This window comes from uncultured Allobaculum sp., from assembly GCF_948576815.1.
GTDB classification, from domain to species: domain Bacteria; phylum Bacillota_I; class Bacilli_A; order Erysipelotrichales; family Erysipelotrichaceae; genus Allobaculum; species Allobaculum fili.
Map to the genome: position 1 here is coordinate 19,418 of NZ_CAPAEZ010000023.1, position 14,715 is coordinate 34,132.

At 50.5% G+C, this 14,715-nt stretch carries 11 protein-coding genes; 8 read left to right on the plus strand and 3 right to left on the minus strand.

The genetic code is table 11. The features are described from left to right. Nucleotides 1-149: 149 nt before the first annotated feature. The gene (locus Q2J39_RS04690) at nt 150-713 is read left to right on the plus strand and encodes a hypothetical protein (RefSeq protein WP_288339233.1); all 564 of its coding nucleotides are present in this window, start codon (nt 150-152) and stop codon (nt 711-713) included. 793 nt (nt 714-1,506) lie between these two features. Here the strand turns inward: Q2J39_RS04690 and Q2J39_RS04695 are convergent. After that, the gene (locus Q2J39_RS04695) at nt 1,507-1,899 is read right to left on the minus strand and encodes a hypothetical protein (RefSeq protein WP_288339232.1); all 393 of its coding nucleotides are present in this window, start codon (nt 1,897-1,899) and stop codon (nt 1,507-1,509) included. A gap of 887 nt (nt 1,900-2,786) precedes the next feature. Between Q2J39_RS04695 and Q2J39_RS04700 the strand changes: the two genes are divergently transcribed. Both Q2J39_RS04700 and Q2J39_RS04705 read left to right on the plus strand, forming a co-directional pair. After that, nucleotides 2,787-2,978, plus strand: coding sequence for a hypothetical protein (locus Q2J39_RS04700; RefSeq protein WP_288339231.1), 192 nt, complete (start codon nt 2,787-2,789; stop codon nt 2,976-2,978). A 13-nt stretch (nt 2,979-2,991) separates the two neighbouring features. Further along, the gene (locus tag Q2J39_RS04705) at nt 2,992-5,958 is read left to right on the plus strand and encodes a tetratricopeptide repeat protein (protein ID WP_288339230.1); all 2,967 of its coding nucleotides are present in this window, start codon (nt 2,992-2,994) and stop codon (nt 5,956-5,958) included. A 180-nt stretch (nt 5,959-6,138) separates the two neighbouring features. Here Q2J39_RS04705 and Q2J39_RS04710 read toward each other — a convergent pair whose 3' ends face one another. Together Q2J39_RS04710 and Q2J39_RS04715 are read right to left on the minus strand one after the other, a co-directional pair. Further along, nucleotides 6,139-6,960, minus strand: a complete 822-nt coding sequence (locus tag Q2J39_RS04710; protein ID WP_288339229.1) for a glycoside hydrolase family 3 N-terminal domain-containing protein — start codon at nt 6,958-6,960, stop codon at nt 6,139-6,141. 740 nt (nt 6,961-7,700) lie between these two features. Further along, entirely contained in the window at nt 7,701-8,948 is a 1,248-nt protein-coding gene (locus tag Q2J39_RS04715; protein ID WP_288339228.1) for an IS256 family transposase, read from the minus strand. Between the two features lie 469 nt (nt 8,949-9,417). On the opposite strand from Q2J39_RS04715, the gene Q2J39_RS04720 reads away from it, so the two are divergent. The 5 genes from Q2J39_RS04720 to pstB all read left to right on the plus strand — a co-directional run bounded on the left by Q2J39_RS04720 (nt 9,418) and on the right by pstB (nt 13,931). Beyond that, complete coding sequence (locus tag Q2J39_RS04720) at nt 9,418-9,885, plus strand: hypothetical protein (protein WP_288339227.1); 468 nt, start codon at nt 9,418-9,420, stop codon at nt 9,883-9,885. A 430-nt stretch (nt 9,886-10,315) separates the two neighbouring features. Further along, entirely contained in the window at nt 10,316-11,215 is a 900-nt protein-coding gene (locus Q2J39_RS04725) for a substrate-binding domain-containing protein (RefSeq protein ID WP_289068893.1), read from the plus strand. Nucleotides 11,216-11,239: 24 nt separating this feature from the next. After that, on the plus strand, nt 11,240-12,100 hold the full coding sequence (gene pstC / locus Q2J39_RS04730) for a phosphate ABC transporter permease subunit PstC (protein ID WP_230267717.1): 861 nt from the start codon (nt 11,240-11,242) through the stop codon (nt 12,098-12,100). After that, on the plus strand, nt 12,097-13,170 hold the full coding sequence (pstA, locus tag Q2J39_RS04735) for a phosphate ABC transporter permease PstA (protein WP_230267716.1): 1,074 nt from the start codon (nt 12,097-12,099) through the stop codon (nt 13,168-13,170). The genes pstC and pstA overlap by 4 nt, the downstream gene beginning before the upstream one ends. Continuing rightward, a complete protein-coding gene (gene pstB, locus Q2J39_RS04740; protein ID WP_230267715.1) occupies nt 13,167-13,931 on the plus strand; it encodes a phosphate ABC transporter ATP-binding protein PstB in 765 nt (254 codons plus the stop codon). Before pstA ends, pstB begins: the two co-directional genes overlap by 4 nt. Nucleotides 13,932-14,715 lie beyond the last annotated feature (784 nt).

A 14,715-nucleotide genomic window follows, 5' to 3' on the forward strand; every position in this document is an offset into this window, starting at 1 on the left:
CCCGTCAGAAAGCGTTTGAAGCAAGAAAACAGGCTGCCAGACTTGAGCCAAACCAGTCCAGCCTTCACGATCTGGCGTTCAGTGCCAATGAGCTGAGGCGTTTTTATACCAGCAGACACGACTTTGAGCAGGCACTCTACTATGGCGAAGTGTGCGCTGCAGCGGCGGGCGAACTTGTAAAGCTTTGCAATGACTGTGAGAATCTGAACTTTTATTCTCAGATTCTCGGCGTCCTGGCCGCTTACTACGACAAGCTGAACCGTGTGGAGTCCATGAGGAAAGCCATGGAGCTGGAGTACAAAGCAGAAAACGAAATCGCAGATCGATTCCCAGATTCGGAGTCGCTGACGCGTCTGATTCGGATTGCAAGCCAGCTTCGAAGCCATTACGAGGATCAGGAATGGCTCAAACAAGCGTCGGATTATGGAATGAAAGCCGTCGAAACCGCTCGTACGCTTGTCCAGCTTGCCCCTTCCGACACCCCCCTGCTTTATCTGGCTGCGGTTCTGAGTGATCTGGGAAATCTGCGAAAGAAACAGAACATGCTGGAAGAGGCACAGGATTTATACCAGGAGTCGCTTTTACTCCATCTGCGGCGCTATGAAGCCAGTTCTTCGCCCGAAACCTGTAATTCGGTTTTGATCAGCATTCAAATTCTCGCGGATTTAAACGAAAAACAGAATCATCTCAATGCCGCCGAATCTTATTGTTAACAAGGGTACGAAACTGCTCGAAAATGCATTAAGCAGAGCGAGAATCCCGAAACTCTGAGCTGGGCATCGACCTTTTTGAACAGCCTGGCTCGAATTTCTGCGGCGAAAAAAGACAAAGATGCCGCGTGCCAGTATATGGAGCAGGCCGTCGAAATTGATCAGAGAAATGTGGCGGTCAAAGAAACACTTCCCTCACTTCAGACTCTCGCCGCGAATCTGGAAAACCTTAGTCTGATCTATGCGGCTCAAAGGCACTTCATTCGCTCGCGAAATGTCGACAAACAGCTTAGCCAGATCCAAACGCGAATCAAAAAACTCGAAAAATCCTCTTCCTGATAGGAAAGGGCTAGATCGCCTGATTCAAAGCGCCCGCTTTTAAGGCCGTTTCCCCTCTGCACAAAAACAGAACCTCTGCTTCGAATACGGCTTTGACAGGCAAAATCGATACAGGGATTCTGTTTCCTTCTTTTTTCATTTTTCGCCACGCCTAAACGGATTCCCGAGCCGGCAAAAACGAAGAGATCGGATCCTTTGCCTTCCCGTACACGAACGTACGTCCACTTAAACCGGATTGATCTGCCGGCATTTTGTCTTTTCCGTATCGTCACGATTGGAAATTCACATTTGGCAAGATGAGCTTGAACGGTTTTTTCGTCGTCATCACAGACGGCTTTTTATCAAACGGCTGATACGCTTCCATGATTTTTTTCCATTCCCGTTTTGCAGCCCTCAGACAGCTGAAGCTGGTCAAAAACATCGGCGAGTTTTGGATTTTGGCAGATGGAAAAGCCGTTCAGAATATCTTTTGCTCAATCCCTGGCATCATACTGTCAACAGACAGAAATTCAATTCGATCCTCGTACATGCGAATGAAGGATCTGGGGCTGAAGGTATAGTCGCGGTGAACGATCAGACTCAAAAGCGCTTCTTGAAGTGCAGCTTCCGGATACTCCCGTACATCGATGCGCAGCAGCTTTTCAAAGGTCGAATGCGTCTGGTTACAAAAATCGAGAAATGCATACGCATCGTTCATCTGCTGGCACAGGGATCCTCCAAACTCGCGTCGATCTCTGGCGATCGCACTGGTAACGCCCTGAAAGACACCCATGTGAATCGTATGTTCACACTGATCGGAAAGAAGCAGACCGAGATTGGTGAAAAGGCCGTTCGGATCGGTAAGCTTCAAAGTCCGCCTCTGCGTGGCATCGAACTTCACATTTCTGCGTGCAAATTCCTCTTTTGCAGCCTTAAAGGTCAGATTCTGGTTTGCGCAAGGATGGCATTCCTAGCTGTCCTTGCCGGTTTCATGAATCCTGTTTCGATGTACGGAATCCGATCTTGGGACATTGACGCACGCCTCTCTTACAAAAGCACCTTCTGGCCGCATCTCCTTTTCGATCGAAAAAGAAGACCGCGCCTTGCCCCGATCCGTATTGGTGAACCCCATGATTCCTTCCCGGATCTCCTCCGCAGGCGTTTCTTTCCGTTCTGCTGGTTCTCTATCTTTAACAGCCATATATTTTCCTCTCGCTTATTCTGCTTCTATTTTACAGCGAGCCGGAAATATGTTTTCTCCCTTTTGAAAACGTGACAATCTGGCTGTGCATAAACTCCGGCCTCCAAATTATGAGCAAACTTTTTCTTAGCGGCATTCACAGATCACAATGCGAACTCAGGCTGCCAAGCTGGGGCGAAATTCATTTCAATCCTTTGTCGGGAATCGAAATGCGGAACAGATTCGTCTCTTCCCCTTTGTCTAAAACCGAACACTTTTCTTTTCGAATTCAGAACGTTCTGAACCATTCTTGATCGGCTGCACAGTCAAAAGAGATAATCCCCACAGAAAAAGAAATCGATGGCAGCTCCATGAAAATCAGAAAAGCCGTTTCCAGAGGATCTCGATGCAGTCGAAAAAATATACGAAGAAATACATACTGCCCAAGAAGAACAGAGGCGGAAAACCGGATGGATTCGAGGCGCCCATCCAGCTCCAGCGACCGCCAGGGATGCGATCGAGCATGGATGTGGTGAGCTTCACTTGATACAAACGAAAAGAACACGGCCGCCAAAGCCATGTACGACAAACACGGTTATACCGAAACGGGTATTGTACCGATAGAGTTCAATGGTATTTCCAGCGTTAAACTCGTACTGCTCGAAAAACACTCAGGCAAGCAGCTCGTCTTCCTTCGTTCTGACAAAGCGAAAAAGTGCGGTTCAACCTCCGCACCTATTCCAGAGCGGTTATCGAAAACAGCCGCCTAGAAAGGGAAGCTCTATGAAATCTGAACAGAATTTCTCTGGTGCCATCGAATATCGGCCAAAAATCTACATCTCTGCCCACCACGATGATTTTGCACTTTATTTTGATCGTCTTTCCAATGATCTGTTTCAGACGGGGGAATGCATCATTTTCTATGATCCGGATCCCGAGCATCCCGAAGATCTGGAGAACTTCGATTTCGACCTGTCCCAGATGAATCTGATCGTCATCCCGATTACTTACAATTTTCTGTTCAAGGACTGTGTGGCCTTTTCCAAAGTTTTTCAGACGGTCTGCGACAGACATATTCCGTTTCTGCCGATTCTGACCGATCAGAATCTGGCGGACGCCTTTAATCAAAAATGCGGATCGCTTCAGGCACTCTGTCTGTATTCGTCGGATCCAAGTGAAATCTCCTATGAAACGAAACTGAGAAAATTCATGGATTCATTTTTCCTGAACAAAGAGCAAATCGAAGAAATACGCAGCGAATTTTTTAAATACATTTTCTTAAGCTACAGAAAGAAGGACCGGAAAAAGGCGCAGGAGCTGATGAAGCTCATACACCAGGATCCGCAGTTTGCGGACACCGCCATCTGGTATGACGAATTTCTGTCTCCTGGCGAAGACTTTAACGCTTATATTCATCGTGCGCTGGAAAAAAGCTGCCTGTTTACCATGGCCGTGACCTCCAGCCTGGTTTTGGAACCGAACTATGTTCAGGCAATTGAGTATCCAGAAGCGCGGAAACTGAAGAAAACGATCGTTCCGGTTCAAATGCAGGGGGAAGATATTTCTCTGGAACAGCTGAAGGGACCTTTCCCGGAATTGACAAGCCTGTATGCGATGGATTCAGCGGTTCTTAAAGACCAGCTCAGTGCGGCTATGCGATCTTCTCTGGATGAAGATCCCCGCCATCTCTATAGGATCGGTCTAGCCTATACACAGGGAATCGATGTAGAAATCGATTACGAAAAAGGGATTGATCGGATCGAGCAGGCGGCTTCACAAAACTATCTTCCCGCAATTCAGGAGCTGATGACCATTTATTTCTACGGTCGCGGAACGTCCGTCGATTTAAGCAAAGCCGTTCACTGGGCAAAAAAGAATGCCCAAATCAAAGAAGACGAAATTTCCTTATCCTTCGCTGCTTCGTTTCTAGAGGAAAATTTCCAGCTTGAGGAAGCGCAGACGTACTATTCCAGAGCGCTGTCGTTCATCGAGGACAAGCTTCCGACAGGTCAGGACCTGGATTCCCGCAATGCTGATTTGTCCAGAATACATCCATTAACGGGGAAACAGGCCGCTTACTATATGGAATGTCATTGCTTTGTGCTTAAAGGTCTTGGCAGGGTTCTGTTTAAACAGAACCGCCTGGAAGAAGCGAAAGAGGATGTTTTAACCGCTCTAGAAATCGAACAGCGTCTTGTCGCAGCTCAGTCCTCCTTGCGCACATTGCAAAATCTAGCCGATGTGCTGGATACGCTCGGGATTGTCTGCACGGCGGCGGATCAGCTGAAAGAGGCACGAGGATATTTCTTAAGCGCTCTTGAAATCCGACAGGAACTTGCCGAGTCTCAGCCAACGAGCATAACGCTGCGGGATTACTCCATTTCTCTGGACAAAATGGGGTCTCTCTGTCACGACCTCAACCAGCTCGAAGAAGCAGAAGAGTATTTGCGAGAAGCTTTGGAAATCAATCAGCATCTCGTAAAGCTCCACCCGGCGCCGCCGCTCCAGCAAAATCTAAGCCTTTCTCTGGAAAAGATGGGATGGCTTTGCATGGACAAGTGGCAGATGAAAGATGCGTACGATTTTTTCCTTCAGTCTTTGAAAATCCAGCTGCAGCTTTCCGAGTCACAGCCAACGCCGCAAATCCTGAAAGATCTGTCCATCGCTTACGATAATCTGGGGTATCTTTCCAACAATATGCATCAGCTGGATCAGGCATACCGTTTTTTCTATAACTCTTCGAAGATTCGCCTGCAGCTTGCCAGGCTTCACCCAACCCCGCAGACACAGCGCGATCTATCCATCGCTTTTCAAAATCTCGGATGTCTTTTCAAAGACAGGAAAAATCTGGAAACGGCAGAGAAATTTTTCTTAAAGTCTTTGGAGATTCTCAAACAGCTTGACGAGTCGCAGCCATCGCTGCACATACGGCGCGATCTGTCTGCCGCTTTTCAAAACCTGGGAAACCTTTACAAAGATCGAAACCAGCTCGAACTGGCCAAAGAACAGTTCCTGAACGTTCTGGAAATCCGGCAGCAGCTCGCCAAGGATGGCTCCGTGCCGGCAAGACTGTACGATCTGTCCGTCGCTTTCGAAAGCCTTGGTCTTGTGTGCAAAGAAATGAACGAGCTGGAAGAGGCGAAAGCGTATTTGCTAAACGCTGTAAAAATCCGGCAAGGACTGGCAGACGATCATGCAATACCCCAAACACAGCTCAATCTGGCTGACGCTTTCGAAAATTTAGGAGATCTTTATGAGGAATTGAATCAATTGAATCTTTCTCTGGAGTATCTCTTAAAATCGGTAAAACTCAGGCAGGAGATCGCAAACCCATATCCATTTCCTGTTCCCCTGAACCTTCTAGCCGCCGCTTTGCGGAAGGCGGGGCGGCTTTGCAGCGAAATGAATCAGCTGGAAGAGGCCTATGCGTTTTGCTTAAAATCTGTCGAAATCCGACAGCAGCTTGTCGAACAGTGTCCTGAGCCGGCGGGCTTATACAAGCTCTCCTGCTCTTTGGAAAGTCTCGGTATCGTATGTTCCGCGTCCAGTCAGTTTGAAGAAGCACGAGCCTGCTTTCTAAGATCTTTGGAAATCCGGCAGCAGCTTGCGGATGAATTTGTCGCCCCGCCTGTGCTCCGTATTCTGGCCATAACCCTGAACAATCTGTGTTATGTCTGCAGAAAGATGAACCTGCCTGAAGAAGCGCGAGAGTACTTCAGAAGAGCCGAAAGGATCTCTCAAAATCTCTGAAACCAGACAGACAGGCTTCTCTCCAATAGCCTTTCTTGAACGCCTTTGCCCAGGCCAAGCCGCTTAGCTTTTTGGACGAATACGCCTTATTCTCAGATATTGATCTGCAAGAATAAGATATCTAACATACAACCCCCCGCAGATTCACGGCTGCATTGGCCGTAGATCTGCGGGGGTGCTTTATGAAGCGTTCCTTACTGGTTTTCTGAGTTGGAAGACGTTTCCGCTGCGGTCCTTGTTATAGGAAGACATCACGCCAATAGCCGCATCGCTGCGAACGGCGGATTCGAATCCAGCCAGATACGTTTCATGAAGCGTCTGTTCATCCACTTCTACGTTCGTGTTGGATCCCGGGTTCGCGTTCTGTGCAAACGCACCGTAATGTTTCAGGACGGCGATGCCGCCTTCGCTGGTCATGCCTTCGACCAGATCGTCCGCGAGAGCGGACAGCGGCGTCGAATCTTCGCCAAGCTGGTCTTTTGTACGGGCGAACTGCGGCTGCCGCTGAATGTCGAGCTGCGCGGAAAGCATCATGGATCCGCCGATCGCCTGATTTTCTCTGGAAACGACTTCACCGTAGAGGCGGGCCATTTCTTCGCTCCATGTTGCGGCGAGCATCTGTTCCTGCGGCGGGTTGGTTGTATCTTCCGTATACAGCAGTCCAGCCGGACCGTCGTACATTTTGATGGTCGGCACGCCCAGACGCGGGCAGCCCACAAGAGCACCGGCATTTCCCTCATTGCCTGTTCCGTTGCTGCCCATGAACGCGAATTTTTCTTCGCGGGTCATGGTTTTGACCAGAGCGTCTACTTTTTTGCTGATTTCTGCATCATCCGTCATCGGCATGACCAGATCCCGGGAGTAGACTTCCGGGAAGCTGACTGCCTCGTCATTGCCCTGTGCAAGAACGGGCATCGCCGCCGCTGCGCTTACACCCATCGCTCCGGGGACCATCGATACCGCAAGAGCCAGTCGAATTGCATTCATTTTTCTCTTTTTCATGTTTATCTCCACTTGCCTGTCGGCTTCTGTGCGAACGAGCACGACTTACGCAAAGTGGATTTCCGCTATCGAAAGCGCATCACGGCAGGAGACAAAAAGACCTGAAAACCAGTCTAAAGAAACCTTGCAGACGATGAAAAATACTTCTCGCCTGGAGACATCCATACGGATTTGTTTCTTTAAATCGAGCTTTCAGGTCTTGTTTATCTGAATTGTGATAATACACCCTGCGTAAGTGATGCTCTTTCGATAACACCTTACAAGCACAAGATAGGACAGCGCTTACATTCCGTCACCCCTTTTTTGAAAATGGTGCTATTTTTTTCTCATTTCCCTTTGCCTGCGGCGTTTTTGCTGCGTTTGTCCCCTGCGCCATCCCGATTTTTTACTTTCCTTTTCCGTTTCCCGTCTTCCGGATGATCTCATACGGCTCAAGGAGTGCAGCCTCGACGTCCCCAGGGCAGGGGGTATGTCAAATCCTTTGTGTAAATTCGTTTTTTAGTTGTTGAAACATTTGCTCGTGCCGAAGAACCAAAACACTTCACTGAATGGTGAGCGATTGAAAATTTCTGAAGCGGCCCTTTATAGCGGGCGCCCCCCCTGCTAGACTTGTGACGTCCCTGCCAGGGTGGCATTTTTTCGACGGCGGGGACGTCTTTAGGGGGTGCAGGGGGAGCGGGGACCCGCTGTAAAGGGTTTAAGCGGAAGAAAATTTCATGAGCGGCTCCTCGATCTGATTCTTACTTGGCTGAGTATTTCTCCAATCTGGCGCTCAGCCCCTCTTCACACAGAAGCTGATTCCGGACGATTGACCAGTTCGGTACTGTCCGTCCCCGCCACTTCTTCTCAAGCTCTACGATACGCAGATACAGGGCTTTATAAACCGAATCTTCGCTTGGGAACGAGCCCTTTTTCGTTACTTTTCGCAGGCTTGAGTTGACCGACTCGATCGCATTGGTTGTATACATTATCTTTCTGACTGCGCTGCCGTAGTTAAACAGCTGCAGCACATGATGAAAGTTTCGTTCCCAGACGTTTACAGCGCCATGAAAGCCGCTCCATTTCTCCTTGAATTCCTCGAAAGCCGCCTCTGCTTCCTTAGCGTTCAGAGCGCTATAGACTTTCTTAATGTCCTTACAGAAACTAGCTCTTTCTTTTGCAGGAATATATTTTAATGAATTACGAAGCAAATGGACAATACACCACTGCACAATCACATTCGGGAATACAGCTTTGGCTCCGCCTTCAAGACCTCTAACTCCATCCATGGACAGGAAGAAGATATCTTCTACGCCTCGGATCTTCAGCTCGTCAAAAATCTGCATCCAGAAGTGTTTGGATTCGCTTTCGCCAATCCAGATGCCAAGGATGTCTTTATGGCCTTCGGTGTCATAGCCTAAGACGACATATACAGCCTGTTCTTTTGCACCACGTTCAGTTTTTACTGACACATAAAGGCAATCTACAAAGACGAAGGGATAGCACTGCTTCAGGGGACGATTGCGCCATTCATCGACGACAGGGTAAACGCGGTCTGTGATGTTTGAGATCGTATCCGCAGAGACCGAAAAGCCATAGATGTCCTGAATGATAGCGGAGATGTCGCGCTGTGACATTCCCTGCCCATACATGCGCAGGATCTTATTCTCGATATCGGAGATATCCCTGCTGCCTTTAGGGACAGCCTGTGGCTCAAATGTTCCGAGGCGATCACGAGGAACACGCAGATCCAGTTCGCCCTGGGAAGATTTCACGGTCTTTTCAGAATAGCCGTTGCGGCGATTCTCAGTCGTTTTCTTGGCGTGTGACCCACTGGTATAACCCAGATGCGAATCCAGCTCTCCCTGGAACATCTGTTCCAGCACAGGACCGAAGATCGATTTGATGATGTCAGAGGCTTCCTGAAACGACTGTGGCTGATATTCCTTAATGATGGTAGAAGCAATTTGTTCCTGAACTGTAGGTGCAGCTTTGGCTTTACGTGGCATAAAAGGTCTCCTTGTATAGATTCGTCTGGCTTTGAACGGATTGTATCAGGCAAAAGCCTTGATGGAATTTACACAAAAAACCTTACACTCTCCTTGTAGACCATCACTTTGTCGACCATCGCTCTGTAAAACGATGGACCGCGAGTGAGGTAATGGGAGGAAGGAGCCCCTTCATCTTCTAGAGCTGAGCGAAGCGCGCTGCCGGCGCACACGTCCATTCGGGTTAAAAACGAAGAAGCCGGATTCTCACCGGAGCTGCATTGGCCACATCGATGAAATCACCGGCGAACTGGTCCCTGACCGCCCTCGTTCGAAAAACAGAACGTCCGTCACTAACCCTGAGCAGTCGTCCCAATATTCGGCTAAAAAGACTGGAAATTATCTGTTTATAAACAAATCCGCATCCGCCCAGGAATCTGGATTACTTCAGTGCCTTCAGGATGTTTTTCCAGTCGAATGGCCCTATATCATGACCTGCTGTCAGTACCTGTGCAAAGAAGGCAGACCGCTCTATCGGGCGGAGCGCTGGTCGGTCCACAACACAACCTGTCCTGGGCAGCCGCTCTCATCTCAGCACATCAGTGAACTCCTTCCTGTTTTGAATCCAGCCAGGCAAAGAGAGTTTTTCAGAGCCTGGATTGAGCGGAATCAGGCCAGGGAATACTTCGCTCTTGATATCACCAGCGTATCTTCCTTTTCGGAGCTGATCAGTATGGTGAAGTATGGATATACCCGCGCGTTCGCGTTTTCTGCTTTGAGCACTATTGCTGTCTATATGGATATGGTCTGGGGTACAGTCTTTGTTTTTTACACGATCAAAGCCCTGCAAGAGGAGCCGAAGAATGCACCGGTCCAGAGTCCTGGCCAGTTCATCTGCAAGGAGTACCATCCGCCCAAACCGGAAATCCGATCGGCATCGGCTCTGATGATCCAATAAATGCAGATTCATGAAAAATCCGGGTGCTGTTTTTACCTTCCTGTAAATTCAGCACCGGTTTTCTGCTCTCTTTAATCAGAACTTTACAAGCTGCATGTCTGTGGGCGGTCTTTGAAGGGGAGTGCTGAAGAAACTGTCGATACGGGGACGAACTAAAAAGGCTTTCAGGCTGCCTGCTGTTCTTCAGGCGGTCTGTACGGTCTGCCCGGCAGGACGGCTGCGGCTGATCAATGTCGACCTGGCCGTTCAAAACAGCTTTATCTATCATGATTTTCAACCGACAGGCGAAGCGTTCCGCATTCCGGAATTCTTCGCCTTTTTCTTTGCTTCGATTTATCCAGGACTTTACATCCGTCTTTCTGCTTCTTTACACGGCATTGCTATACTGAAGCCGTCTTCAGAAAAGATAGAAATGAAAAGAGGCAAAACGATGAAAACAACCTTCAAATCCATTCTTACCGCCGCTGCGGCGGCTGCCGCCCTGAATCTGGCGGCTTGCTCTTCGAACAGCACGGGGAGTAATGCTTCCAGTGGCGGCAGCAGCACCCAGAACACTCCGGCTGCCATTGCGGTCCTGACCAGGGAAGACGGCAGCGGAACACGCGGCGCGTTCACCGAGCTGTTCAAACTGGAAGAAAACGGCGAAGATCTGACACGAGCCGATGCGGAAGTCACCAACTCGACAGCGGTCATGCTTACTACTGTCGCGCAGAACCCGAGTGCGATCGGCTACATCTCACTGGGCAGCCTGAACGATTCGGTCAAAGCCGTCTCGATCGACGGCGTAGTTCCTTCGGTCGATACCGTCATTGACGGGACCTACACGGTCAGCCGTCCGTTCCTGGTCGTCCAGAAAGAGGGTAGCGACAATCCGCTTGCCGCAGACTTTGAAAAGTTCCTGCTGTCCGAAGACGGCCAGGCGGTCATCAGCGAGGCCGGCTATGTTCCGGTTGAAGCGGATGGCGTTTACACCGCAGCCGGCATGTCGGGAGAAATGACTGTAGGCGGATCGTCTTCGGTTACCCCGGTTATGGAAAAACTCGCCGAAGCGTACCAGTCTCTGAATCCGGATGCACAGATCGCGGTTATGCAGACCGATTCCACTACCGGTGCATCGAGCACAGCCGAAGGCGTCTATGATCTTGGCATGCTCTCGCGAGAGCTCAAGCCGGAAGAAGAAAGCCAGGGTCTGAAAAGTATCGTCATTGCCAGAGACGGCATCGCAGTGATCGTCAATCCGTCCAATACGGTGGACTCCTTGAGCGCCGATCAGGTCAAAGAGGTCTATTCCGGCAAAATCGAGGACTGGAGTGCTCTTGAATCCAAGTAAATCCGCAGACAAGGAGAGTCTTTTATGAGCAATGCAAAACGGGAAACCGGAATGAAGTATGTCTTTGCCGCCTGTGCTGCGGCTTCGATTCTGTGCGTCTTTCTGATCTGCTGGTTTCTCTTCTCAACCGCCCTGCCGGCGATCGCGAAAATCGGCCCTGTCAATTTTCTCTTCTCGTCGGACTGGGCACCAAGTGAAAACCGGTTTGGCATCCTGAGTATGGTCGCCGGCACGCTCTATATGAGTGCTGGAGCACTTATCCTGGGCGTACCGCTTGGGGTCCTGTGTGCCGTCTTTCTGGCTTATTACTGCCCGAAGAAACTGTATGAACCGTTCCGGTTTGCGATCAGCCTCCTGGCCGGTATTCCGAGTATTGTCTACGGCTTCTTCGGCCTGACGGTCCTGGTCCCTCTGATTCAGAAATGGACCGGATCGGCATCGGGCAAAGGCATCCTGTGCGCGTCGGTGCTTCTGGCCATGATGATCCTGCCCACAATCGTTTCACTCAGCGAAAGCGCGCTGAAAAAAGTCGATCCGGCCGTCTATGACGGCAGCCGGGCCTTAGGTGCAAGCCATGACCATACGGTCTTCTTCGTCTGTCTGCCGGCTGCGGCCTCAGGCATTCTGAGTGCGATTGTCCTGGGAATTGGCCGTGCGGTCGGAGAAACGATGGCGGTTATTATGGTCGCCGGCAATGCGGCTGTTCTGCCTGACAGTCTGCTCAGTCCGGTCCGGACACTGACCACCGGCATTGTTCTGGAAATGTCCTATGCGAGCGGTCTGCACCGTGAAGCGCTGATCGCTATGGGAGCGGTCCTGTTTGTACTGATTCTTGGCATCAACCTCTGCTTTATGTCTCTGAAGAAAAAGGAGTGCAGATCATGAATATACCCTTGTCCTCTCTGTCTGCCCGCTCATCCGGATCATCCGGATCTTCTATCCGCTCTGCTCATTCCGTCAAACGGCCGGTGCAGGCTACCATCAAACGCCTTCCGGCCAGTCCATCGATCCAGGAGTATACCGCACAGAGCAGCAGCACCCTCGCTCTGCCGGCTGGACAGTTTGACATCCCTCGTCCGTCTGTTCCGGCAAAAGAACAGAAAAAGCCGCTTCCGCTCAGTGAGGGGAAAGCCGATGTTTCCGGTCTGATCCTCCGTGCGCTGACCTGGCTCTACGCGGGCGCCGGCTTTCTGATCATGGCATCCATGGTCATCTACATTCTGTTTACCGGCGTACCGAATCTCAGCGCTTCGCTGTTTGCCTGGACCTACACCACCGACAATGTGTCGATGATGCCGGCTATTATCAATACGGTTTTAATAACTGTCCTTACCCTGGCCGTCTCTTTGCCGATCGGCATCGGTGCAGCAGTCTATCTGGAAGAATATGCCCCCAGAGAATCTCGATTTGTTTCGCTGGTCAGTGTGGCTGCCGAAACACTCGCCGGCATTCCATCGATTGTCTTTGGTCTTTTCGGCATGCTTCTCTTTGTGACCCGGATGCATCTTGGTCTCTCGCTGCTCTCCGGCGTGCTGACGCTCGCCGTTCTTGTCCTGCCGCTCGTTCTGCGCACCGCCCAGGAAGCCCTGCGGGCTGTGCCGGATTCGATGCGCGAAGCCAGCTATGCCTTAGGTGCCGGAAAGCTGCGTACGATCTTTAAAGTCCTTCTGCCTCAGGCGGCCGGCGGTATCTTCTCCGGTATCCTGTTAGCCTCCGGACGTATTGCGGGCGAATCGGCTGCGCTGATCTATACGGCTGGCACGCTGGCCAAACCGGCCTTTGATCTGATGAGCCCTGGCGCTACGCTCTCCGTTCATATGTACAAACTGCTCAATGAAGGTCTCTATATGCCGCAAGCTTCCGCTGTCGCGGTGGTTCTGCTTGTCCTGTGTATTATCATGAACCTTGGGCAGATGCTCATCTGCAAGAAAATGACGAAAGGATCGATCGCATGAACCAGTCCAGTCCTATTGTTCTCAAAGCGCAGGATGTCAGTGTCTTTTATGGCCCCCAGCAGGCCCTGCATTCTGTCTCCATGGAGATTCCCCGCAACTCGATTACCGCACTCATCGGTCCGAGCGGCTGCGGCAAGTCAACCTTTCTTCGCTGTCTCAACCGGATGAACGATCTGATCGTGCACTGCCAGGTCAAAGGACAGATCTTTCTGGAAGAGGAAGACATCAGCGGAAAGATCAATGTCAACCGGCTGCGCAAGCGCGTGGGCATGGTCTTCCAGAAACCCAATCCGTTTGATATGAGCATTTTTGACAACGTGGCCTACGGCCCCCGGACAGCCGGGATCAAAAACCGGACCCGTCTGGAAGAGATTGTCGTCGACGCTCTAAAGCAGGCCTCTTTGTATGACGAGGTCAAGGACAATCTGAAAAAGAGCGCTCTCTCCCTCTCGGGCGGACAGCAGCAGCGCCTGTGCATTGCCCGCGCTCTGGCGGCTGAACCGGAGATTCTTCTGATGGATGAGCCGACGAGCGCGCTGGATCCGATTTCCGTAGAGCGCATTGAAGAGCTCTGCCTGCGGCTGAAAGAACGCTATACCATCATCATGGTCACGCACAATCTCCAGCAGGCGATGCGGATTGCCGATCAGACCGCATTCTTCTACCAGGGCGAAATGGTCGAGTTCGGCGATTCGAAAACCCTGTTTACTCATCCCTCCCAGCAGAAAACCAAAGACTACGTCACCGGCCGCTTTGGATGATCGGATTACCGGCTGTTCGGTCGATGCGTATATCATTCGGTCCTCCTGCTGAAGTCACTCGTTCAATCAATCATTCATGGTCTGATCGACCGGAATGCCGGCCAGACTCCAACGGTCCTGTTTTATGAGCTGTATGTATACGACAGCTCTTTTTTCATTCATGGCGGTACGCAAGCGAACCGCCACCCTTGAGTCATGAAACGGGGGATTCATTTCTCATGGATCCTGCGTAATAAATTCTACAGAGATAAGATAGGCAGCCGAGCGCGCTACGCAAATATGACTTTCTTCCTCTGGGCGTTTTTTCTGGAGCTGACCGGATGGCAGATCGGAGCGTTCGAAACGAGGAGAGTTCCAGGAAGTCATCAAACCAGATGGAACAGTTCGCTGCAGCATCCTTGATGGCGCTTTTGCCTATCAGGTCGCCAATGAACTGCGCTCGGACTGGCTTGGCACTCCCCGTCCAGTGTGATGTGTGGAAACCGGAGTGGTCTATGAAGACTGCACGGAGGTTTCCCGGAAGACGGGTTGTTCCCGTGAAGGCATCAGAAAATGCTGCCGAGGAGTCCTCGCGACATCTGGTGGATACACCTGGGAGTACATATATGCCAAATAAACCAAAACCTCCCTGTGGCAGGTGTATTTGTTAGTTTAAAAGTGGCCATTTTCTCCCGAATATCGGTTGAAAAGTTGTCACTATTTTTTATACCTCAGTTCTGATAATTTATCTTTGAAGTGTACCCCATGTCAAGGACACGATAATTAGAGAGAACCCTTTGTTCGG